Source organism: Leifsonia sp. AG29, assembly GCF_009765225.1.
Classification (GTDB): Bacteria; Actinomycetota; Actinomycetes; order Actinomycetales; family Microbacteriaceae; genus Leifsonia.
In genome coordinates this window covers 2387530-2408057 of the sequence record NZ_VMSF01000001.1, presented here as the reverse complement: position 1 = coordinate 2408057, position 20528 = coordinate 2387530, and the positions used below count along the sequence as shown (strand labels likewise).

22 protein-coding genes and 1 tRNA gene are annotated in these 20528 nt (G+C 66.5%); 8 read left to right on the top strand and 15 right to left on the bottom strand.

What is annotated here, in order from left to right; genetic code table 11:
- Positions 1-747 precede the first annotated feature (747 nt).
- Both FPT20_RS11600 and FPT20_RS11595 read right to left on the bottom strand, forming a co-directional pair.
- A complete protein-coding gene (locus FPT20_RS11600; RefSeq protein WP_158865431.1) occupies positions 748-1701 on the bottom strand; it encodes an IS481 family transposase in 954 nt (317 codons plus the stop codon).
- Between the two features lie 32 nt (positions 1702-1733).
- The gene (locus tag FPT20_RS11595) at positions 1734-2159 is read right to left on the bottom strand and encodes a hypothetical protein (RefSeq protein ID WP_158865429.1); all 426 of its coding nucleotides are present in this window, start codon (positions 2157-2159) and stop codon (positions 1734-1736) included.
- Between the two features lie 86 nt (positions 2160-2245).
- On the opposite strand from FPT20_RS11595, the gene FPT20_RS11590 reads away from it, so the two are divergent.
- Positions 2246-2596: a hypothetical protein gene (locus FPT20_RS11590; protein ID WP_158865427.1), complete on the top strand. Its 351-nt coding sequence runs from the start codon at positions 2246-2248 to the stop codon at positions 2594-2596.
- A gap of 164 nt (positions 2597-2760) precedes the next feature.
- On the opposite strand, the gene FPT20_RS11585 is transcribed toward FPT20_RS11590, so the two are convergent.
- The 4 genes from FPT20_RS11585 to FPT20_RS11570 form a co-directional block, all read right to left on the bottom strand.
- Positions 2761-3204 (bottom strand): hypothetical protein, encoded by a 444-nt coding sequence (locus FPT20_RS11585; RefSeq protein WP_158865425.1) that lies wholly within the window; start codon positions 3202-3204, stop codon positions 2761-2763.
- Positions 3205-3240: 36 nt separating this feature from the next.
- A complete protein-coding gene (locus FPT20_RS11580; RefSeq protein ID WP_158865423.1) occupies positions 3241-3507 on the bottom strand; it encodes a Txe/YoeB family addiction module toxin in 267 nt (88 codons plus the stop codon).
- Positions 3500-3748, bottom strand: coding sequence for a type II toxin-antitoxin system Phd/YefM family antitoxin (locus FPT20_RS11575; protein ID WP_158865421.1), 249 nt, complete (start codon positions 3746-3748; stop codon positions 3500-3502). The genes FPT20_RS11580 and FPT20_RS11575 overlap by 8 nt, the downstream gene beginning before the upstream one ends.
- 279 nt (positions 3749-4027) lie before the next feature.
- The gene (locus FPT20_RS11570) at positions 4028-4453 is read right to left on the bottom strand and encodes a DUF2510 domain-containing protein (RefSeq protein ID WP_158865419.1); all 426 of its coding nucleotides are present in this window, start codon (positions 4451-4453) and stop codon (positions 4028-4030) included.
- Positions 4454-5722: 1269 nt separating this feature from the next.
- Between FPT20_RS11570 and FPT20_RS11565 the strand changes: the two genes are divergently transcribed.
- Positions 5723-5998 carry a hypothetical protein gene (locus FPT20_RS11565; RefSeq protein WP_158865417.1) on the top strand — a complete coding sequence of 92 codons (276 nt, stop codon included), beginning with the start codon at positions 5723-5725 and terminating at the stop codon, positions 5996-5998.
- A gap of 485 nt (positions 5999-6483) precedes the next feature.
- Here the strand turns inward: FPT20_RS11565 and FPT20_RS11560 are convergent, their stop codons facing one another.
- A complete protein-coding gene (locus tag FPT20_RS11560) occupies positions 6484-7134 on the bottom strand; it encodes a hypothetical protein (protein ID WP_158865415.1) in 651 nt (216 codons plus the stop codon).
- 228 nt (positions 7135-7362) lie between these two features.
- Here FPT20_RS11560 and FPT20_RS11555 point away from each other — a divergent pair, with 228 nt between their 5' ends.
- Positions 7363-8523: a tyrosine-type recombinase/integrase gene (locus FPT20_RS11555; RefSeq protein WP_158865413.1), complete on the top strand. Its 1161-nt coding sequence runs from the start codon at positions 7363-7365 to the stop codon at positions 8521-8523.
- Between the two features lie 9 nt (positions 8524-8532).
- Here the strand turns inward: FPT20_RS11555 and FPT20_RS11550 are convergent.
- A tRNA-Lys gene (locus FPT20_RS11550) sits at positions 8533-8605 on the bottom strand.
- Between the two features lie 172 nt (positions 8606-8777).
- Here FPT20_RS11550 and FPT20_RS11545 point away from each other — a divergent pair.
- The 3 genes from FPT20_RS11545 to FPT20_RS11535 all read left to right on the top strand — a co-directional run bounded on the left by FPT20_RS11545 (position 8778) and on the right by FPT20_RS11535 (position 11013).
- Positions 8778-9410: a DNA-directed RNA polymerase subunit beta gene (locus FPT20_RS11545; protein WP_158865411.1), complete on the top strand. Its 633-nt coding sequence runs from the start codon at positions 8778-8780 to the stop codon at positions 9408-9410.
- Positions 9411-9670: 260 nt separating this feature from the next.
- Positions 9671-10231 (top strand): ECF RNA polymerase sigma factor SigK, encoded by a 561-nt coding sequence (gene sigK / locus FPT20_RS11540; protein ID WP_158865409.1) that lies wholly within the window; start codon positions 9671-9673, stop codon positions 10229-10231.
- The gene (locus FPT20_RS11535; RefSeq protein WP_158865407.1) at positions 10228-11013 is read left to right on the top strand and encodes an anti-sigma factor; all 786 of its coding nucleotides are present in this window, start codon (positions 10228-10230) and stop codon (positions 11011-11013) included. Before sigK ends, FPT20_RS11535 begins: the two co-directional genes overlap by 4 nt.
- 194 nt (positions 11014-11207) lie before the next feature.
- Here the strand turns inward: FPT20_RS11535 and pstB are convergent, their stop codons facing one another.
- From pstB to FPT20_RS11500, 7 genes are all read right to left on the bottom strand, one after another.
- Positions 11208-11987 (bottom strand): phosphate ABC transporter ATP-binding protein PstB, encoded by a 780-nt coding sequence (gene pstB, locus FPT20_RS11530; RefSeq protein WP_158865405.1) that lies wholly within the window; start codon positions 11985-11987, stop codon positions 11208-11210.
- 46 nt (positions 11988-12033) lie between these two features.
- On the bottom strand, positions 12034-13125 hold the full coding sequence (pstA, locus tag FPT20_RS11525; protein WP_158865403.1) for a phosphate ABC transporter permease PstA: 1092 nt from the start codon (positions 13123-13125) through the stop codon (positions 12034-12036).
- A complete protein-coding gene (pstC, locus tag FPT20_RS11520) occupies positions 13125-14072 on the bottom strand; it encodes a phosphate ABC transporter permease subunit PstC (RefSeq protein ID WP_158865401.1) in 948 nt (315 codons plus the stop codon). Before pstC ends, pstA begins: the two co-directional genes overlap by 1 nt.
- A 98-nt stretch (positions 14073-14170) precedes the next feature.
- Entirely contained in the window at positions 14171-15265 is a 1095-nt protein-coding gene (gene pstS, locus FPT20_RS11515; protein WP_158865399.1) for a phosphate ABC transporter substrate-binding protein PstS, read from the bottom strand.
- Between the two features lie 152 nt (positions 15266-15417).
- Positions 15418-16356, bottom strand: a complete 939-nt coding sequence (locus FPT20_RS11510) for an NUDIX hydrolase (protein ID WP_158865397.1) — start codon at positions 16354-16356, stop codon at positions 15418-15420.
- Positions 16353-18563, bottom strand: a complete 2211-nt coding sequence (locus FPT20_RS11505) for an RNA degradosome polyphosphate kinase (protein ID WP_158865395.1) — start codon at positions 18561-18563, stop codon at positions 16353-16355. The genes FPT20_RS11510 and FPT20_RS11505 overlap by 4 nt, the downstream gene beginning before the upstream one ends.
- Positions 18564-18626: 63 nt before the next feature.
- The gene (locus FPT20_RS11500; RefSeq protein WP_158865394.1) at positions 18627-19319 is read right to left on the bottom strand and encodes a response regulator transcription factor; all 693 of its coding nucleotides are present in this window, start codon (positions 19317-19319) and stop codon (positions 18627-18629) included.
- A 90-nt stretch (positions 19320-19409) separates the two neighbouring features.
- Between FPT20_RS11500 and FPT20_RS11495 the strand changes: the two genes are divergently transcribed.
- Together FPT20_RS11495 and FPT20_RS11490 are read left to right on the top strand one after the other, a co-directional pair.
- A complete protein-coding gene (locus FPT20_RS11495) occupies positions 19410-19766 on the top strand; it encodes a hypothetical protein (protein WP_158865392.1) in 357 nt (118 codons plus the stop codon).
- Between the two features lie 155 nt (positions 19767-19921).
- Positions 19922-20518, top strand: coding sequence for an FABP family protein (locus tag FPT20_RS11490; RefSeq protein WP_158865390.1), 597 nt, complete (start codon positions 19922-19924; stop codon positions 20516-20518).
- The last annotated feature ends 10 nt before the right edge of the window (positions 20519-20528 follow it).

Here is a 20528-nt window from a genome sequence, read left to right as displayed (position 1 = left end):
TTTCGTCGCGGTCGTTGCTCTTGCTACGGCTTTCAATCTGAGCGGCTGCAGCGACGGAGGCATCGCTCTGCCCAAAGGTACGCTGCCGCCGTGTGCGTCAAGTCCAGATCCGGCCGTCCATGTGGAGGATTTGAGCCACCAGACGTGTGACCTTACGGGGTACAAACTGATCTTTCCCGACGGGTACACGCTGAAAGCCCCACCCCTGGGGGGCTTGACCTCGAGCGAGGTCTGCCATGCCGAACACACTCCCAATCCGAGCGGTCGGACAGTTTGCTCTGGGGAGTACTACGCCAGCAACCTCGGAGTGTGGGGTGTGGACGCATGGTACGTGAGCAACGACCAGAAACACACGACTTACTGGGGTACGCCGACAGCAGTCAAGACCGAAAAGGCTCACCACGCGCCGTAGCGCCGGTCCAGGCGCCGGGCCGCCCCCGTCGCCCTCTAAGACTCGGGCGTGGCGCACACAGTGCTTGGCGCCAGTGCGGTGGTTGGTCGACCGCGGGCTTGGATCCCTTTGATTCACTGGGTGGGCCCCGTGGGGCTCGAACCCACGACCCGCGGATTAAGAGTCCGCTCGGGACTCGTGCCGGGGGACAATTGGTCCTGACAATCCGCGGAATTACGCGCTTTTGGAGCGCATTGATATGACTACGACCTCATGTGATCTCATATGGGTGTGGGCAAAATGCGGGCACGCGGCCCTTAGCGCGGGGTCGGCTCCGCTGTGCAACTGACGGAGGCCTATGACAGCGGGTCTTGTGTTTTCTGCTTGAGTCGCTCGTAGGGTGTTTGGCCTGCGAGGGCTCCGTGTGGTCGATCGTAGTTGTAGTAGTCCTCCCATTGTTGGAGGCGGTCGTTGAAGAGGTTGACGTCGTCGATGACCTGTCCTTCGAGCAGCCGATAGAACTCCTCCGCATCGATCCGGTGCGAGCGCTCCACCTTCCCATTCAAGCGGGGCGTGGCCGGTCTGATGCGGATGTGGTCGATGCCTTTGTCCAGCAGGTGCCAGTGGAAGGACTGGCCGAACTCGCTGCCGTTGTCGGTTTGGACCTTCTCGACCTGGAACGGCAGCTTGGCGAGGACGTGGTCGATGAAGCGGATCGCGGTCTTCTGATCATGGGCCGGGTAGGCCTTCAGCACGCGCAGGCGGGTGCAGTCATCGATGGCGGTGTATTGGTAGTAGCGCTTCTTCTTGCCGGTCTGGCCCAGCGGTTCGATGAACTTCACATCCACCTGCAGGGCGTGGCCGAGGCGTTGCTTCTCGTAGCGTTTCCACCGGATCTCGCGTCGCTTGTAACGCTGCGAGGCGGGGAGGCGGTTCAGGCCGACCTTCTTCAGGATCCGCCAGACCCCGGAGGCGCTGATCGTGATGTCGTGATAGCGCTTCAGGTACATGGTGATCTTCTCCGGCCCGAAGTGATACTGCTGACGTAGCCAGAGGATCTTCTCAATCACCTCCGCATCCGTCGCGGTCGGCGAGTGGTGCGGGGCGCTGGAGCGGTCCTTGAGCCCCTCGAACCCTTCCGCCTCACAGCGCTTCAACCACGCGTAATACGCTTGCCGGCTCACCCCGTAGTAGCGGCAGCTCGCGGCGATGTTGCCGCTGACTTCCTCGACATGCCGCAGCACCGCGAGCTTGTGATTCGCCCGCCGTTCAATGGCCCGCTGGGCTGAGGCGGAGAGTGATCTGGTCATGCAGTCTTCCTCCCAAGTGGAAGACCCGACTGTCAACAACCTCCGTCAGTTTTATACGGGGTCGGCTCCGCCTCGATCAGGTACCCATGCGAATCCTGCGACAGGAGCGCGGTAACCCGCCACGGCTGCCGAATGTCCGGAAGATCGAAGGCTTCGAACTCGTATGAACGCACACAGGACAAGCTTCCGCGCAGGGTCATCCGGTCGCCTACTTCAGGAAGACGACCCTCTGCATCCTCCTGAGTCAGAGCCTTGAACGTCGAGGTTGCGAATACAGTCTCGAACAGCTGATTGAGCTCGTCGGCTCTGGACCACTCGACAACCCCATCGAACGACTGGTCGCGCCCATCGGCTGTCCACATCCAGCCCAGCCGAACCCCCATCGGGATATTGACACCTGGCAGCGGTTCCGGAATCTCGTGGTCAGCGACAACGTCGTCCGGGATATAGATCCTCACGCTCACAGGCTCAACTATGTCGGATCAGTAGTGGTAGCGCGCCCGCAGGATGACGTAGTCATCGGCGGTCATGCATACTGTTCGACATGTCGTGGGTGAGTGCGGCCCAGGCCCTGGAGCGCCGCAGAAAGCGCTTGGAGGCGCGTCACGAAGCCGCAGCCTCGGCGGCCTCCCCGCCGGCCGAACACCCGGTTCTCGGGGTCGGTGGCCGTTCTCTCGAGTTGTCGCTGGGGCTAGGCGTCCCGATCGATCCAAACGCGTTCGAGCTCGCGGTCCAACAGCTACACGACCGGGTTATTCGCGGGGACGAGGCGCTGACGATGTTGCGGGAGGCGGCAGCCTGGCTCTCTTCCCTGTCCGACATCGATCGCATGCCTCCGGAAGCCACGAGGATGCTGCGCGAGGATCTTGAACTCTTGCAGCACGATTTGCACTGAGGGACCCAAGCTCGGTCGGTCGCCTCCTCAGCAGGTGGGACCAACGGCCTTCTACGTCGGGAGCGCGATGGCAACTACCTCGCGAGATTGACGCGGAGAGCGCGGGCCATCACTACGCTTTCGCTCAACTAGCGATGCGGAGCCCTGTTGACCATCACAAGCAATCAAACGGAATCGGCGAAGTCAACATTGCCCACGAAGTGGTCGGCGATCGTCTTGGGCGTATGGGTGGCAGGCGTCTTCGTCTGGGCCGTCGCGACGATGGTCTCGTTGGCTGCGAATCCGGTCAGGGCCGGCGCAGGAATCGAGCCCTTCCTGCTTCCCCTTGGCGTATTTATCGGGGGCACACTGGTCTGCGGGAGCGCAATCGGTTGGATGCCGGAGTCGTCGATCGCACGGCTCTTGTGCTGGTTGTTCGGATCTTTTGGGGCGAGCGTTGCGGTCCTCGCGGTGTACGCGGGCGTCATGATCTTCGCGCCATCCGGACCGGCTGACGATGGAGACATCGCAGCGGCGAGCGGCGTGGTGATCCTCGCGATTCCGATCGGCGTCGCCTTGGCGAGCTCGCTCGGAGTCGCAATTGGAATTGGGGTCGCTTCTCGAGGCATCTGGCGGCTCGCTCGCGATCGCAGGCGAGCGCTAGCTCAGTAGTGATAGCGAGCCTGCAGGATGATCACGTAGGAATCGTCCACCAAGTACACAAGACGATTCGCTTCGTCGATGCGTCGTGACCACGCACCGGCCAGCGCGTGCTTCAGCGGTTCCGGTTTCCCGATGCCCTCGAACGGGTCGTCCCGCAGGATGTCTTCGATAAGCAGGTTGATCCGCTTGAGCGTTCGCCGGTCCTGGCCCTGCCAGTAGAGGTAGTCCTCCCACCCGCCGGCGGTCCAGGCGAGCTTGCGCTCACTCACCGGACAGGTCGTGCTCGGTGACGTCTCCTGAACGTGCGCTCTCGATGGCGTCGATGAGGCGGCGCGCGTTCTTGGGGGAGCGCAGGAGGTAGGTTGTCTCGAGCAGTGAGTCGTACTCGTCCTTCGACATCAGCACGGCCGAGCCACGCTTCGACGTGATCTCGACTTCGGTCTGGTCGAGGTTGACGCGTTCGATGAGGCCGAACAGGTCGCTGCGAGCCTCGCTTGCTGTGATGGCCATGTTTTCCTCCAAGTGGTACAAGATATCGTACCATTGGCGCTCGGGTTTGATGACCGATCCTGTGACGTGCGAGGGGGTTTCTCCTCACCAATGCGTGGCGAGAGCCCCCAATATCCAAAAGTCCCCGAACGCCACCCCGGCGAGTCCCGTCGCCTGAATGACGATCGAAACGACCATAGGCGCGGCCCCGTGGCCTCCTCGCCGACGGACGACGACAGTCCGGCCGATCGTATAGACCAACGAGCAGGCGTACGAAAATATCCCGAGGATTGCCCACGCCTAGTGGAACGGCCGAACATAACCGCGATGCTGGAGCGCTTTGCGGTCCAGGTACGCGAACCATACCGCTGACCCGCATGCCACGAACGGGAAGATGATGTTGCCGACGTACCACGGGTTGCCGAACAGTGCCGACTCGCGTTGGAGCACGACCGACGTGCTGCCATTAGATGCGGATTTGAACGCGGAGAGGAAGGCCTGCATCTGCGGCTGAACCTCGATCATGGCGACGGCCGCGAATGCGAAAATCGCTGCCTGCGAAACCACTACGAGCCAGATCCACACCGTGTTTGTCGGAGTACCGCTCGCCACGCGGGGGGCCGGTGCCGGAACTGGTGGCGTCGACACGGCATCGGTCCAGCGGTACCCGTCCCACCAACGGAGCACACCATGCGCGTCCGGATACCAGCCAGCGGAGGCGGTCACTCGCGGACCCCGTGCGATCGACGGAACACCATTCCAGACCTTGCCCCTTCGCTCGTCAGTGCATACGGATCATATGCGCGCAATGCTGCCTGAGTACGACGTCGGACAGGCGCAGTGAAGTGTGTCGAAGGTCGTACTTCGCCCGACGGCTAGTTGGCCACTTACAGTCTCCGGTACGTCAGGGCGAGCGTTTGCTAAGGGCTTGGCGGGTGAGCCCAGTGCGGGACGCGAGCGAGTTCCAGCTTTCACCGGCCCTCCGCAGTTGCGCGATCAAAGTGTCGCGCTCGATCAATGCCGCATCCTGTTCGCTGCGGAGTCGTTCGATGGTTAGTGACACGTCCCGAAGCCGTTTGAGGGCGTCGACGCGCGTGGCCCCACTTAGCTTCCACCTCCAACATCGCATCGGCGGCGTGCCGCTGCGCGGCCTCCTGCTCGCGCTCTTGAGCATGTCGTGCAGCGGCGGCGTCGTGTGCTTGGCGCTGTCGTGCGTAGGACGCTTCGCGCCGGCTGGTCTTGCTCGGATTGCCCCGATTTGCCATGGAACCTGGTTTACACGCGACTCCTGTCATTGACTGGGCGGCCGAATGGCTCCACTTAAAGTGCCTGCGTGCATTGCCCTCTGTCACTTTCGTCTTGCCTTGAGCATTCATCTCATCGTCTTGACTCGTATGGTCTTTCCCCTTGGGTTAGTCGTCTGCTCTATCTCCTTGATCGTTGGTTCATTCGTTCTGTCTCGGATCGTGTTCTCCGAAAGGACGCCTTGTGAGTGCGCTAGGTTCGCGACGTGAACGCTTTTGCGCCGGGGAGCTTGCCCGTATGGCGATCGTGAGCGGAGGGATCTTCTCTGAGCATGGGGCCGCTCTCGAAGCGCACAAGATTGTTTCGCGGGAGATCTCGCGATTCGCGCCTCCCGAAGGCGATTACGACTACGTCGTCGACATCGCGTTCATAACCGGGCGGAACTATGGCCCCGACGAATTCCCGTTGGGAGCTTCGGCGGGACCGGTAGGTCGGACGCAGCGGCGTTTCATCGTGTGGCATCGCCTTCCGGAGGGCCTCGAAGATCCCAGCGAGGTCCGAGCCTGGTTCGCAACCGAGCTCGTCGCGACGGAGTCACTCGTGCGCGATTACCTTCCGCGGAAGTCGAAGGCTTATCCCGCCGCAGCGCTTGCGGACGAGGTTCGTGCACTGCGAGAGATGCTTGGTTCTGGGAGCGCAGCGAGAGGTCGTCACGGCGCCAGCAATGACTCGAACTAGACAGAGGTGGTCATGCACTCACTGGATCCCGGAACCATCATCCCCAATCTGATCGTGGGTCCGATCGTGGCGATCGGCGGCGTCTTCATTGTTGTGTTCCGTCGCCAATTGCGGGACTGGGTGGTCTCATCCGAGAAGGTGCGGTTCGGGGAACGGCGGGGAAACGCGCTCGGCGTCCTGCAAACAACGTTTTGGATGGGCGCGACAGGTGTGGCCATCGTTCTTCTCGGCTTCACAACGATTACCTACGGCGTCGTCGCGCTGTTGCAGCACACGAGCGGTGCATAGTGTTCGGGGTGCTGGCAATTGCTTCCGGCATTCTGTTTGTCGCGATCGGAATCGCAACGGTGCTTTTCAGTGCTCGCCTTTCCGCGTATTACTTGCGGCGACCCGGGGCGGAGGGTGCTCGATGGATGTTCTCGAGAACCTACCTGGCAGGTGTGGGTTTCTGCGCGATCGCCCTCGGCTTCGGAGCAATCCTGGTGGGCATTACGCGCTAACGGAGACTCGTCCGCCCCGCCCAAGGCATCCTCGCGCGCTGAGCGACCGAGTCAAGGGTGCAGCTCCGCTGCATCGCGGAGCGACGCGCAGCGCCCTTGACACGGTCTCTCAACGCGCCAGCATCGGGCGTCGGGGCGGACCAATAGGATTCGGGATTCCGCTTGGGATGGAGTGATCGGTCAGTATTCGGCTGCCATGCGCTGCATGTTTGAGTCGGACAAGACGCTGCGCCGGCGTGGCTCCGCAGGCCGAAGCCAGCGTGAGATGGCAACTCAGCGAGCCGCCCGAATGGCCTGGATCGACTCGAGTGCGCGCTCGGTCTCATCGAGGCTGGCCGCGAGGAAACGCAAGCCGTTCTCGCGCATAAGCACGACGGGGATAGTCAGCGTCTGCTCTTCGTCGGTTCCCAGAGAGACCTCGAGGAACAGGGTCGGCCAGCTGGCGCCCTGAGAGTTCGGAGCCATACGGCAAGTGGCTTGGATGATGGATGCGGCCGGAATTCGAACTAATGCCGTCGTGTCCTTGGCCGTCCAGAACTCTAGACCCTCGGAGTGGATGACGAGGACGAGGAACGCAAAGAGCTTCGGCCGCCACGGTCGGCTGGCGAGGCGCGAAATCGCAACGGTGAAAGCGCGCTCGCCGTATACCCGTCTTACCGTGGCGGTGGGGAATCGGCCCATGAGCGCATGCATCGCCGCAGGGACGCCACGCTGCTTCATTGAGACGAACCAGAAGGCCAAGGCAACGGCGGCGACGCAGCCGGCGATAGTGAGCACGACCGCGTCCAACCCGCCGAGCTGGGCGGCATTCCATAGTGATCGACCCAGTACCCAGGCCATGAGGAGGACGGACGCTGAGATCACGACGGGTGGCCAATACTTGCGCAATCTGGTTTCCTCCCGGTTGCAGCGCTGCTGCACCATTTGGACCAAAGCTAGCGGCCGAATCGCGCGAGTCGCGGTCGTACTGCCAGCTAGGTCCATCGTGTCGACCGTGTGAACCTGTGCGGTTTCTCCCAAAGGTCACGGTTGCGCGCCCATCCCAACGCGAAAGCACAACGTGTATGTGAGGGGCGCGTTTGCAGAGCGGCTCCTTCCACGAACCGCGCATTGTCGGTGCATGGTTGGAGACTCGAGTCTGGGGTGAGGCCGATGGGGAGCATCAGCGCATACGAGACCGTCGCTGGACGCCGCTACCGAGTCCGCTACCGAACGCCGGGGCACCAGCAGACCGACAAGCGCGGCTTCCGCACCAAACGCGACGCTGAGCTGTACCTCGCATCGCTGGAGCTCGCGAAGGCCCGCGGCGACTATGTGCCGGCTGCTCGCGCCGGTGTGAACTTCGAGGCGTGGAGCGAGAAGTGGATCGACTCGCTGGTGCAGGTAAAGCCGAGCACACTGCAGGGCTACATCTCGATCACTCGCGGCCGTCTTCAACCGCGGTGGGGCTCGACTCCGCTCAACGCGATCACACACTCAGACATCCAGTCGTGGATCTCGGACGAGAACAGCCGTGTCGGCGCGCGGACGGTCCGCTCGTACCATCGCGTCTTCTCGATGATCCTGAAGTACGCCGTTCGGGACGGACGCCTCGGCCGCAATCCTGCTGACGGCATCAGGCTGCCCCGGATTCGGCCTAAGAAGCATCCGTACCTCACCCATGCCCAATTGCACGAACTTGCCGCTCTGTGCGGCTCAGAGGGCCTTGTGGTGCTGTTCCTGGGTTACACCGGCCTGCGCTGGGGCGAGCTCGCGGCATTGGAATGTCGGAACATCGACTTCGACCGCCGACGCGTTCAGGTCGACCGAGCCGTGCTCGAGCTCACCGACGGGCGGTTGGTCTACGGCTTGCCGAAGAACCATCAGCAGCGGAGCGTGCCGTTCCCGTCCTTCCTGACCGACCAACTCCAAGCGCTCGTCGCGTCGAAGAAGTCACGCGACTTGCTCTTCACGTCGCCCTACGGTCGCCCGCTCCGCGTGAACAACTGGAAGCGCAAAGCCTTCGACAAGGCCGCCGACACTCTGGCTGACAACCATCCCGACCTGCTCCGTCCGACGGTCCACGACCTCCGCCACACCGCCGCCAGCCTCGCCATCTCGGCCGGCGCCAACGTCAAGGCCGTGCAACGCATGCTTGGCCACGCCTCAGCAGCGATGACCCTCGACGTCTACGCCGACCTCTTCGACGATGACCTGGATGCCGTTGGAGACGCATTGAGCCGTCTTGGTGCTCCGGAAGTGGTGGGCAAAGTGTGGGCAAATCCCGAAATCGCGGCTTCCGAATCTGCTGCCGATGGGCTTGGATCCCTTTGATTTACTGGGTGGGCCCCGTGGGGCTCGAACCCACGACCCGCGGATTAAAAGTCCGATGCTCTACCGACTGAGCTAGAGGCCCTCGCGGACTAATCTACCGTGCCGTCAACCCCTGTCCGCCCATCGGCTGTGTCTGCGGCCTGTAGGTACGTTTGCGCCTGCGCGAGCGGCCGCAGTCGTCCCGGGCGGGCGCACAAACCGGCCGAGGCCGCGCGAAGGCCAGCACCACAGCACCGGAGGAGCACAATGGAGTGATGTCCGACCGACCGCACCACAAGCCGGCCTTCTTCCCCGGCGGCATGTTCGAGGCCTTCATGGGAGGCGAGGACCCCGCGCAGATCAACCGCGTGGCTCACGAGACCGCACGGGCGCTCCTGGCGCGGGTCCGGGCGAACCCGGAGCCCGAGGTGATCGAGCGGCTGGTGGCCTTCACGGATGAGCACGGCATCGATGCGATCGCCGAGCTGTGGGCGCGATCGAACCCCAAGACGCTTCCAGGCGCGCTGTGGCGCATCTACCTGCTGCGCCTCCTCATCCGACAGGACGCGGAGGGGACCGCCTACCTGTACCAGCGCGGGACCGAGGTTCTCGCCTCCATCGATGCCGTCGTCGCGGGGGCGCCGACGCCGGCCGGGCCGGCCGAGATCACCGACCTCGCCGATCGCATCCTGCGCGGCCTGTTCGAGGGCGACTTCGCGGTCGCGCTGGACCGCGCCGCCGCGTTCTGCCGGGTCGCCGCAGCGGGAGCCGCCTCCGTCGCCGACGACCGGGACGCCGTGGATCCGGACCGGGCGAGCGAACTCACCACCCGGGCCCTCCGGTTCACGCGCACGGCGGAGGAGCTGACCAGCTGCGCCCGCCTGTGGCGTTCGGACTCTCTCGACTGACTCAGCGAGCATCGCTGCATCCGGGTGGGCCCTCCGCGTTTCTCCCGTCGCGAACGCCACGCCGGGAGGCGCCCCGGAGCCTCCTGTAGACTTGTTGTCGCCGGGCCGCAGTAACCCCGGGCTCCAAAACTAGCCGCTTCGAGCGGCCTCGCGCCGAGAGGCGTTCTGCGGCCCGGCACTTGCACACCTGGCCGTCGGCCGGTGGCCCGCCCACGGGGCCACGGGGGGCGGTGACCGGACGGGCACAGAGTGGAGACGACGTGGACGACGCCCCTGCGCCTGAGTTCGACGTCCTCCTTCAGCGCGTCGCCCAGGGAGACCAGCGCGCGTTCTCCGAACTCTACGACCACACCGCAGCGCGCGTGCTCGGCCTGATCCGCCGCCTCCTCATCGACGCGGCACAGGCGGAAGAAGTGGCGCAGGAGGTTTTCCTCGAAGTCTGGCAATCCGCGACGCGGTTCGATCCGAATAGAGGTCGTGCGCTGACGTGGATCATGACGATGGCCCACCGGCGGGCCATCGACCGGATCCGGGCGTCGCAGGCGGCGCACGACCGGGACACCGCCATCGGCATCCGCGACCTGCCGACGGCGTACGACCAGGTGTCCGAAACCGTGGAGGTCCGGGTCGAGCACGAGAGGGTGGAGGCGGCGATGGCCAGACTCAGCGGCCCGCAGAGGCAGGCTCTCACGCTCGCCTACTACGGCGGCCTCAGTCAATCCGAGGTCGCCACCGAGCTCGGCATCCCCCTCGGCACAGCGAAGACACGGTTGCGGGATGCGATGATACGGCTGCGAGAAGAACTGGGGGTGACCCGATGAGCGAGCAAGAGCGCAGAAACCCCGCCGGAACCGACGGGCGTCACCCGGACGGGCTCGGCTTCGAGCTGGGTGCCGCCGACGAGCAGGAGGCGCGCGAGTTCGAAGACCTCGCCGCGCAGCTGGGACTGGCGGCGGAACCGGTGGAGCCGCGCCCCGAGCTGAAGGCGGCCATCATGGCGAAGATCGCCGCGACGCCGCAGCTCCCAGCCGAGCAGGCCGCTCCCCCCGTTGCGCGCCCGGCCGCCGCCGCAGACGATGCGGTCGGCCTTGTCACGCCGCTCTCGCCGAGCACGTCTGCCGAAGAGCGTGCTCGCCGTCGCTGGTTCCAGCGCCCCGGCCTGATCCTGGCGTCGGCCGCGGCCGCGATCCTCCTCTTCATCGGCGGAGCCTTCCTCGGAAGCTCTCTGGCCGGAACCGACTCGTATCAGCGACAGCAGGCGACTGCTCTGGCGCAGATCAACGCCGCGCCGGACGTGCAGCGGGCGACCGCTCCGGTGTCCGGTGGAGGCACGGCCACCCTCGTCTGGTCGGGCAAGCTGGGCACGTCTGCGCTGATCGCCGACGATCTCCCGCCGCTGCCCCAGGGCAAGACCTACGAGCTCTGGTACATCCGGGACGGCGCAGCCACACCGGCAGGAACGATGCAGCCGGCCGGCACCGGATCCACGTGGCGGGTGCTGACGGGCCGGATGGCCGCCGGAGATACGGTCGGCGTGACTGTCGAGCCGCGGGGAGGCTCGGACAAGCCGACCACGAAGCCGATCGTGGCCATCGCCTCCTGACCGCGCCCACAATCGAGTCCCCCAAGAGTCCCGGCCCGCTTGGCGTGTCGGAGAACTCTCGGGGGACTCGTTGCTGGGCAGACCACCCCGAACGCTCGAGTCCCCCAAGAGTTCGGCGACGCCAGGCGTGTCGAGGGATTCTTGGGGGACTCGATGGTGGGGCGGAAGCGAGGAGCGGCGGCGCCGGGCGCGGCTCAGCCGAAGCGGCCGGAGACGTAGTCCTCGGTTGCCTGCACGCTCGGGTTCGAGAAGATCATGTTCGTGTCGTTGTACTCGATGAGCTTGCCCGGCTTGCCGGTGCCCGCGATGTTGAAGAACGCGGTGCGGTCGGAGACGCGCGACGCCTGCTGCATGTTGTGGGTCACGATCACGATCGTGTAGTCGTTCTTGAGCTCCTCGATGAGGTCCTCGATCGCGAGCGTCGAGATCGGGTCGAGCGCCGAGCACGGCTCGTCCATGAGGAGGACGTCGGGCGACACGGCGATCGCCCGAGCGATGCAGAGACGCTGCTGCTGGCCGCCGGAGAGGCCCGAGCCGGGGAGGTTCAGGCGGTCCTTCACCTCGTTCCAGAGGTTGGCGCCCTGGAGGGACTTCTCGACCAGGTCGTCGGCGTCGCTCTTCGACATGCGCCGGTTGTTCAGCTTCACGCCCGCGAGCACGTTGTCGCGGATGCTCATCGTCGGGAACGGGTTCGGGCGCTGGAAGACCATGCCCACCTGGCGCCGCACGAGAACGGGGTCGACGCCCGCGCCGTAGAGGTTGTTGCCGTCGATGAGCACCTCGCCGTCGACGTACGCACCGGGGATGACCTCGTGCATGCGGTTGAGCGTGCGCAGGAAGGTCGACTTGCCGCAGCCGGACGGTCCGATGAACGCGGTGACCGTCCGGGGCTCGATGGTGAGCGACACGCCCTCGACGGCGAGGAACTTGCCGTAGTACACGTTGAGGTCGTTGACTTCGATTCGCTTGGACACGTTTTTCCTTGTCTGCGTTCGGGGGAGAAGCTGTCGGGGCCGGGGGTCAGCGGCCGTACTTGGGGGCGAAGGCGCGGGCCACGATGCGGCCGATGAGGTTGAGGAGCATCACGATGATGATCAGCGCGAGAGCGCCGGTCCAAGCCCGGTCGATCGAGTCCTGGGCGTGGAGGCCCGCGGCCTGCGTGTACTGCGTGTAGACGAACACCGGGAGGGTCATCATCCGGTCGTTGAACAGGTCGTAGTTCATGCTCGTCGTGAAGCCGGCGACGATCAGCAGCGGGGCGGTCTCGCCGATGACGCGCGCGATGGCGAGCATGACGCCGGTGACGAGGCCGGCGAGCGAGGTCGGAAGCACGACCTTCAGCACCGTCAGCCACTTGGGAACGCCCAGCGCGAGCGACGCCTCCCGCAGCTCGTTCGGGACGATCCGCAGGATCTCCTCGCTGGAGCGCACGACGACCGGGATCATCAGCACCGAGAGCGCCACAGCGCCCATGAACCCGTTGCGGATCGCCGGACCGAAGAACAGCGCGAACAGCGCGTAGGCGAAGAGGCCCGCGACGATCGACGGGATGCCCGTCATGACGTCGACGAAGAAGGTGATGCCGCGCGCGAGCATGCCGCGCCCGTACTCGACCAGGTAGATCGAGGTGAGGAGGCCGATCGGCACGGAGATGATCGAGGCCATCAGGGTGATCAGCAGTGTGCCGACGATCGCGTGCAGCGCGCCGCCGCCGGCGCCGATGACGTTGCGCATCGACTCGCTGAAGAACGGCACGTCGAAGCGGGCGAGCCCCTGCGCGATCACCGTCCAGCCGAGCGAGATGAGGGGGAGGAGCGCCACGACGAACGCTGTGCCGACCAGCGAGGTGACCAGGCGGTCCTTCGCCTTCCGCGCTCCTTCGATGAGGAGGGAGGTGGTGTAGATCGCGACGTCGAAGAGCACGGTCCCGAAGAAGATCGCGCCGACGACGTTGAAGCCCTTGGTGGCGCCGCTCGCGGCGAGGATGGCGAAGACGGCGACGAGCACGGCCCACGAGGCGACGAGCATCGTCCAGGGCGCCCACCCGGGCAGCTTGCCCGCGGTGTACGTGTTGGCGATCGGCCGGGGTGCGGCGGCGGCGGTGGTGGCCATCAGTTCGCTCCAGAGAAGGCCTTGCGGCGGCTGACGATGTAGCGGGCGAGCACGTTGATGAGCAGCGTCACCACGAAGAGGACCAGGCCGGACGCGACGAGCGCGTTCACGCCGAGCCCGGTGGCCTCGGGGAACTGCAGCGCGATGTTCGCCGCGATCGTGTTGGGGCTTTGCGCCTGGAGGACGGCGACCTTGACGATCAGCGCCGGCGACAGCACCATCGCGATCGCGAGCGTCTCGCCGAGGGCGCGGCCGAGGCCCAGCATGATCGCCGAGACGATGCCGCTGCGGGCGAAGGGGAGGACGGCCATGCTGACCATCTCCCAGCGGGTCGCGCCGAGCGCGAGCGCCGCCTCCTCGTGGAGGCGCGGGGTCTGGAGGAAGATCTCGCGGCAGATCGCGGTCATGATCGGGATCACCATCACGGCGAGCACGAGGGACGCGGTCAGGACGGTGCGGCCGGTTCCGGAGACGGGAGGCGCGAAGAGCGGGAACCAGCCGAGGTACTGGCCGAGCCAGGCGTAGAACGGCTGGACGAACGGCGCGAGGGTCGCGATGCCCCAGAGGCCGAACACGACCGAGGGAACGGCCGCGAGCAGATCGATGATGTACCCGAGCGTCTGGGCGACCCGGCGCGGTGCGTAGTGCGAGATGAACAGCGCGATGCCGATCGAGAGCGGGGTCGCGATGAGGAGGGCGAGGAGCGCTGCCCAGATGGTGCCGAAGACGAGCGGCCAGACCCACGACCAGAAGTCGGTCGCGTTGTTGGGCAGCTCGCCCTTGCCGGCGAAGAGGGCCGGGATGCTCTGCAGGATCAGGAAGAGCGCCACGGCCGCGAGAGTGGCCAGGATGAGCGACCCGGCGACGATGGTGGTGCTCGAGAAGACGCGGTCGCCGAGGCGGATCTTCGCCTTCGGCCTGATCGCTTCGACGGTTCCGGCAGTCATTCCTTGCTTTCTCTCATCGGGTCGGCCCGGAGGCCTCTGAGAACGGGGGCGCCGTCCGGCCCGGACCGCTGAGCGGACCGGACCGGACGGCCGGGGTGTTACTTGATGCTGGCGACGGCCTTGCTGATCTTGTCGGTCAGCTCGCTCGAGAGCGGAGCCGAACCGGCCTGCTCCGAGGCGGCCTTCTGAGCGTCGCTGGAGATGATGTGGTCGACGTAACCCTTCACGAGGTCCGCCTTGGCGGCGTCCTTGTACTGCTGGCACGCGATGACGTACGAGACGAGGACCAGCGGCCAGGCACCCTTGGAGGTGTCCTTGCGGTTGATCTGGATCGCCAGGTCGTTGGCCTCGCGGCCCGAGGCGATCGGGGAGGCGGCGACCACCTTGGCGGCGCCGTCGGCGCTGATCTTCTCGTAGTCGCTGCCGACCTTCAGCTGGGCGATGCTGAGGCCCGCTGAGCCGGACTCGTCGATGTAGGTGATCGAGTTCTTCGCGTTCTTGGTGGCGTCGCCGACGCCCGAGGTGCCCTTGGCGGCGTCACCGACCTGGAACGGGAAGGTCTGCGAGGCAGGAGCGGTCCACACGTCGGGCGCATTCGCGGCGAGGTACTCGGTGAAGTTCTGCGTGGTGCCCGAGTCGTCGGAGCGGTGCACGACGGTGATCGGCGCCGACGGGAGCGAGGCGCCCGAGTTCTGGCTCTTGATCTTGGGGTCGTCCCACGTGGTGATCTTGCCCGAGAAGATGCCGGCGATGGTCTCGGCGTCGAGCTTGAGGTCCTTCACGCCGTCGACGTTGTACGCGATGGCGATCGGGGAGATGTAGACGGGGAGGTCGATGCCCTTGCTGCCCGCAGCACAGCCGGCGAACGTCGAGGCGAGCTCCTCGGGCTTCATGTAGGCGTCCGAGCCGGCGAAGTCGGCGGCGCCCGAGATGAAGCTCTTGCGGCCCGCGCCCGAGCCCTGCGGGTCGTAGTTGACGGTGGTCTTCGGGTTGGCCTGCTGGAAGCCGGCGGCCCACACGGTCTGGGCGGCGGCCTGGGCGGACGAGCCGATGCCGTTCAGCGTGCCGGACAGGTTCGACGCCTTCGCGGTCGTGGTCGAGGGGGTGCTGCCCTCGTTCGACGCGCAGGCGGTGAGAGCGATGGCCGCGGCCGCGAGGATCGCGACAGGAGCGCCAAGACGCTTGAGATTCACAGTTGTCCCTTCGGGGATCAGTAACAACAGGACGGGGTCGGTGCGACCCGCGTAGGACGCTATGCCTGGTGTCTGTCCAGAGTCCCCCGCAGCGGTAAACGGAAGGTTAACGACGGGTGTTGTCTTCGCTTCCCAGCCCTGTGAATCCGCGGTCAGCCGGCGACGGGGGCGTACGTCTCGATCGAGACGATGCCGGAGGCCGGGTTCGTCGCCGAGAGGTGCACGACCGAGAAGCCGCCCGTCTCGAGCCCCGCTGCATCGTTGAGGTAGCCGCCCGGCATCGTCCCTGTCGCGAGCGCGATCTCGCGGAGGATCTCCGGGAGGACCGGGCCGTGACTGCACAGCACGGCGGTCTTGCGCGACCGGATGCGCTTGCCGACGATGGCGCGGACCTCGCCGCGGCCCTCCTCGTAGGCGTCCTGGCTGATGCCCGCCTCGCGCCGCGGCTTGATGCCGGTCGCGGCGGCGAGCGGGGCGACCGTGGTGACGCAGCGGACCGCGTCGCTCGTCAGGATCCGCTTCGGATTCCAGGCGCGGATGGTGCCGACGTCGCTCGCCGCCTGCTTGACGCCGCGCTCGGTGAGGGGCCGGGAGGCGTCGCTCCCCTCCCACAGGTCGCGCGGCACCGCCTTGCCGTGCCGCAGGGCGATCAGCGCGAACGTCGACGTGATCCCCTGGCGTACGAGGGCCTCGAACCCATCGAGAATCTCGACGTCGCGCTCGTAGGTGAGGTAGCCGCGGGCCTTCTTGAGGGTCACCCACTCGATCGCGGCGATCTCGGCGTTGGGGACGAACGTCGATCGCTCGATCGCCTTGTCGCTGACCTCCGCCGCCCAGTAGTGGACGATCTTGTCGCGGCCGCTGCTCAGGGGGTATGTGGAGATTCCGAGCGGTACGCCGAGCGCGATGCGAAGTCCGGTCTCCTCCGCGATCTCGCGGACCGCGGTCTCCGGCAGCGTCTCGCCGGGGTCGACCTTGCCCTTGGGGATCGTGACGTCACCGTACTTGGTGCGATGCACCACCAGCACGACGATCCTGTCGTCCACGACGCGCCAGCACAGGGCGCCCGCGGCGTAGATGGCCGGGCTCACCGCCTCGTACCGGTGCGGGTGCTGCGGGGCCGGTGGCTGTACTGCTGCATGAGCTTATTCTGCAGGTCGGCGAGCGGCTTGCCGTTCTCGTCGAGGTGGTGCCGGGTCCAGACGCCCTCCTCGTCGAGCGCCCAGGCCGCCGTCCGGGCGTCGAACGCGAGGTCCAACAGGGCGCCCAGCTCGGCGATGTGCTCGGGCTCGGTGAGCCGGACCAGCGCCTCCACCCGGCGGTCGAGGTTGCGGTGCATCATGTCGGCGCTGCCGATGTAGACCTGCGGGTCGCCGTCGTTGACGAAGGAGAACACGCGCGAGTGCTCGAGGTAGCGCCCGAGGACGGAGCGCACGCGGATGTTCTCCGACAGCCCCTCCCGGCCGGGGACCACGCCGCAGATGCCGCGCACCCAGAGGTCGACGGGCACCCCGGCCTGGCTCGCCCGGTAGAGCGCATCGATGATCGCCTCGTCGACGATGGAGTTGAGCTTGATCCGGATGCCCGAGGGCCGGCCGGCGGCCGCGTTGGCGCGCTCCGTGTCGATCCGCTTGAGGAGGCCCTTGCGCAGGTGCAGCGGCGCGACGAGGAGGCGCTTGAACTTCTTCTCGATGGCGTAGCCGGAGAGCTCGTTGAACAGGCGCGTCAGGTCTTTGCCGACCTGGTCGTCGGCGGTCAGCAGCCCGAGGTCTTCGTAGATGCGCGAGGTCTTCGGGTTGTAGTTGCCGGTGCCGATGTGGCTGTAGTGGCGGAGGACGCCCTTCTCCTCGCGGATGACGAGCGCCAGCTTGCAGTGGGTCTTGAGCCCGACGAGCCCGTAGACGACGTGCACGCCCGCCTTCTCGAGCTTGCGCGCCCACGAGATGTTGTTCTGCTCGTCGAAGCGCGCCTTGATCTCGACGAGCGCGAGCACCTGCTTGCCCGCCTCGGCCGCGTCGATCAGCGCCTCGACGATCGGACTGTCGCCGGAGGTGCGGTACAGCGTCTGCTTGATGGCGAGGACATGCGGGTCGGCGGCCGCCTGCTCGAGGAAGGCCTGAACGCTCGTCGCGAACGACTCGTACGGGTGGTGCACGAGGACGTCCTGCCGGGCGATCGCCGCGAACAGGTCGGGCTTGGCGTTCGGCTCGCTCGGCATGAGCTGGACCGGCGTGGTGGGCACGTGGTTGGGGTAGTGGAGCTCGGGCCGGTCGATCCTCGCCAGATCGAACAGGCCGCCCAGGTCGAGCGGCCCGGGGAGGCGGTAGACCTCCTGCTCGGTGACGTCGAGCTCGCGCACGAGGAGCCCGAGCGTCACGTCGTCCATGTCCTCGGTGACCTCGAGCCGGATGGGCGGCCCGAACCGCCGGCGCAGCAGCTCGCGCTCGAGCGCCTGGATGAGGTTCTCGGTCTCGTCCTCGTCGATCTCGACGTCTTCGTTGCGTGTCACCCGGAAGACGTGATGGTCGAGGATCTCCATGCCGGGGAAGAGGTCGCCCAGATGGTTGGCGATGAGCTCCTCCAGGGGCAGGAAGCGCACCTGACCGAGTCCCTCCCGCTGGTCGATGCGGACGAACCGCGGGAGCATCTGCGGCACCTTGAGGCGGGCGAACTGCTCCTTGCCGGTCCGGGAGTTGCGCACGCGCACCGAGAGGTTGAGCGAGAGTCCCGAGATGTAGGGGAACGGGTGGGCGGGGTCGACGGCCAGCGGCATCAGGACCGGGAAGATCTGCTGCGAGAACACCTCGCGCATCTGGGCGCGGTCGGCCTCGTCGAGCTGGTCCCACGCGGCGACGGAGATCCCGACCTCCTCGAGGGCCGGGAGGACGAGCCGGCGGTACGCGTTCGCGTGCCTCAGCTGCAGCTCGTGCGCCTTGGCCGAGATGTCCGCGAGGACCTCCTGCGGAGCGCGCCCGACGTTGGTCGGGACCGCGAGCCCGGTCGCGATGCGGCGCTTGAGGCCGGCCACGCGCACCATGAAGAACTCGTCGAGGTTGCTGGCGAAGATGGCGAGGAAGTTCGCCCGCTCGAGCACGGGCACCAGCGGGTCCTCGGCGAGTTCGAGCACGCGCTGGTTGAACGCGAGCCAGCTCAGCTCGCGGTCGAGGTAGCGGTCCTCCGGCAGCGTGGGGTCGGGCTCGTAGATGAAGGGAGCGAAGTCGTCGTCGAAGTCACTGCCGAGGCTTCCGCCCAGGCCGTTGTCAAGCAGACTGCTCTCGAGGGTGCGCTCGCCGTCCATCCCCCCATCATCGCACCGCTCGCGGGCGACCGTCACGAGGAGCAACGCTCTGTGGAGACAGGGTCAGGGGCGGACCGATGTGGGCAACCGGTCGTTGTCGTCCTCGTAGACGTTGAACCGGTACCCGACGTTGCGCACCGTCCCGATCAGCGACTCGAGGTCGCCGAGCTTCGCCCGCAGGCGCCGCACGTGCACATCGACGGTGCGCGTGCCTCCGAAGTAGTCGTAGCCCCACACCTCGCTGAGGAGCTGCTCGCGCGTGAACACCCGGGAAGGGTGGGTGGCGAAGAAGCGCAGGAGCTCGAACTCCTTGAAGGTGAGGTCGAGCTGCCGCCCGTGGGCTTTCGCCGAGTAGCTGGCCTCGTCGATCGTGATCCCGGAGGCCTGGATCTTGGTCTGCGAGTGCTCCTGCGTCTGACGGCCGATCGCCAGGCGGATGCGGGCATCGACCTCGGCCGGTCCCGCGGACTCGAGCACGACGTCGTTCACTCCCCAGTCGGCGCTGACCGCGGTGAGGCCGCCCTCCGTGAGCACGAGGAGGAGCGGGACCGTGATCCCGGTCGTCGTCAGGATCTTGCAGAGCGACTTCGCGCTGGCGAGGTCGCGGCGCGCGTCGACGAAGATGAGGTCGCAGCTCGGTGCGTTCACGAGCGAGGCGGGCTCGGCGGGGATCTGCCGCGTGCGATGGCTGAGGAGGGCGAGCGCCGGGAGCACCTCGGCGTCGGGGGCAGAGGTGAGGATCAGCAGCTGCGCCACTCGGTTCCTCCTCACCCGCACCGTCAGGGAAATGCTACCGGAAACGCGGAGAGCCCCCGCCGGGGCCCGGAGACGGGCACAATAAGAGGCATGACGGACAACCTGCAGCCACCGCCGTCGGAGGGGCCGCACCCGCTCGGGCCGGCGGCCGCGGCCGGGCCGTACGTGCCTCCGGTCAGCAGGCCGGTGCTCGTGGCGAGCATCGGCTCGGTGTGGCTCATCGCGCTGGTCCTCGGAGCGCTGATCGCCGGCCTGTCGCATCCGGCCGGGTACGCCTCCTGGCTGTCGCTCGCGCTGGGCGTGTGCGTGCTCGCCTCGTTCGTCGCGCAGCTGGCGACCCAGCAGAAGGACGGCTTCGTCAACCGGCTCGCAGCGAGCCTTACCGGCTCGTTCGTCATCCTCGGCGTCTTCGGAGCCGTGCTCGCCCTGATCGCCGCGTCCGCCTGAGTAGACTGGCAGCATGCTCGTCGCTCTCGAACTCTTCTTCGTCGGCCTGCTCGGCCTGGCGACCCTCGCCATCCTCGGTGTCTCCGGACTGGTCGTCTACAACCTCTTCCGCGGCCAGCGCTGACGCGCGTCGCCGACAAGGCTGAGCCGGTCCCATGATCGAGATCCCGACCGACCTCCCCGCGGAGCTCGTCCCGCTGTCCTGGCTGCTCGGCGTCTGGGAGGGCACCGGCGTCCTCGACTACGCCGTCGACGACGACCACACGCAGCTCGAGTTCGGGCAGCGGATCAGCTTCAGCCACGACGGTCAGTCGTATCTCAACTACAACGCCACCTCCTGGGTCCTCGACGAGCAGAGCACGCCGCTCGCCGCCGAGACCGGGTACTGGAGGCTCAGCCGCAAGCTCATCGAGGGCGACGCCGGCCCCGCGATGCTCCCCGGCGTCGGGCCGCGGCCGTTCACGACCGCCCAGTCGGTGGAGGCGCTCCGCGCTTCCAACGGCGCCTTCGACATCGACGTCGCGATCATCCACCCCGACGGCGTGACCGAGATCTACGTCGGCCAGGTCGCGGGCCCCCGCATCGACCTCGCCACCGACGCCGTGCTGCGCACCGCCGGCGCGAAGGAGTACACCGCTGCCACCCGGCTCTACGGCCTGGTCGAGAACCACCTGCTCTGGGCCTGGGACATCGCCGCGCTCGGGCACGAGTTGCGCACCCACGCGTCGGCGCGGCTTGCCAAGGTCGACTGACCCGGTGACC

Bases quoted from the DNA above. Each gene is read 5' to 3' on its own strand.
- FPT20_RS11575 (WP_158865421.1), bottom strand. From the start codon at position 3,748: ATGGCCATCACAGCAAGCGAGGCTCGCAGCGACCTGTTCGGCCTCATC.
- FPT20_RS11555 (WP_158865413.1), top strand. From the start codon at position 7,363: ATGGGGAGCATCAGCGCATACGAGACCGTCGCTGGACGCCGCTACCGA.
- FPT20_RS11490 (WP_158865390.1), top strand. From the start codon at position 19,922: ATGATCGAGATCCCGACCGACCTCCCCGCGGAGCTCGTCCCGCTGTCC.
- FPT20_RS11505 (WP_158865395.1), bottom strand. From the start codon at position 18,563: ATGGACGGCGAGCGCACCCTCGAGAGCAGTCTGCTTGACAACGGCCTG.
- FPT20_RS11545 (WP_158865411.1), top strand. From the start codon at position 8,778: ATGTCCGACCGACCGCACCACAAGCCGGCCTTCTTCCCCGGCGGCATG.
- FPT20_RS11600 (WP_158865431.1), bottom strand. From the start codon at position 1,701: ATGACCAGATCACTCTCCGCCTCAGCCCAGCGGGCCATTGAACGGCGG.
- FPT20_RS11565 (WP_158865417.1), top strand. From the start codon at position 5,723: ATGCACTCACTGGATCCCGGAACCATCATCCCCAATCTGATCGTGGGT.
- FPT20_RS11495 (WP_158865392.1), top strand. From the start codon at position 19,410: ATGACGGACAACCTGCAGCCACCGCCGTCGGAGGGGCCGCACCCGCTC.
- FPT20_RS11585 (WP_158865425.1), bottom strand. From the start codon at position 3,204: ATGCCTCGAGAAGCGACCCCAATTCCAATTGCGACTCCGAGCGAGCTC.
- pstA (WP_158865403.1), bottom strand. From the start codon at position 13,125: ATGGCCACCACCGCCGCCGCCGCACCCCGGCCGATCGCCAACACGTAC.
- FPT20_RS11535 (WP_158865407.1), top strand. From the start codon at position 10,228: ATGAGCGAGCAAGAGCGCAGAAACCCCGCCGGAACCGACGGGCGTCAC.
- FPT20_RS11560 (WP_158865415.1), bottom strand. From the start codon at position 7,134: ATGGTGCAGCAGCGCTGCAACCGGGAGGAAACCAGATTGCGCAAGTAT.
- FPT20_RS11590 (WP_158865427.1), top strand. From the start codon at position 2,246: ATGTCGTGGGTGAGTGCGGCCCAGGCCCTGGAGCGCCGCAGAAAGCGC.
- pstC (WP_158865401.1), bottom strand. From the start codon at position 14,072: ATGACTGCCGGAACCGTCGAAGCGATCAGGCCGAAGGCGAAGATCCGC.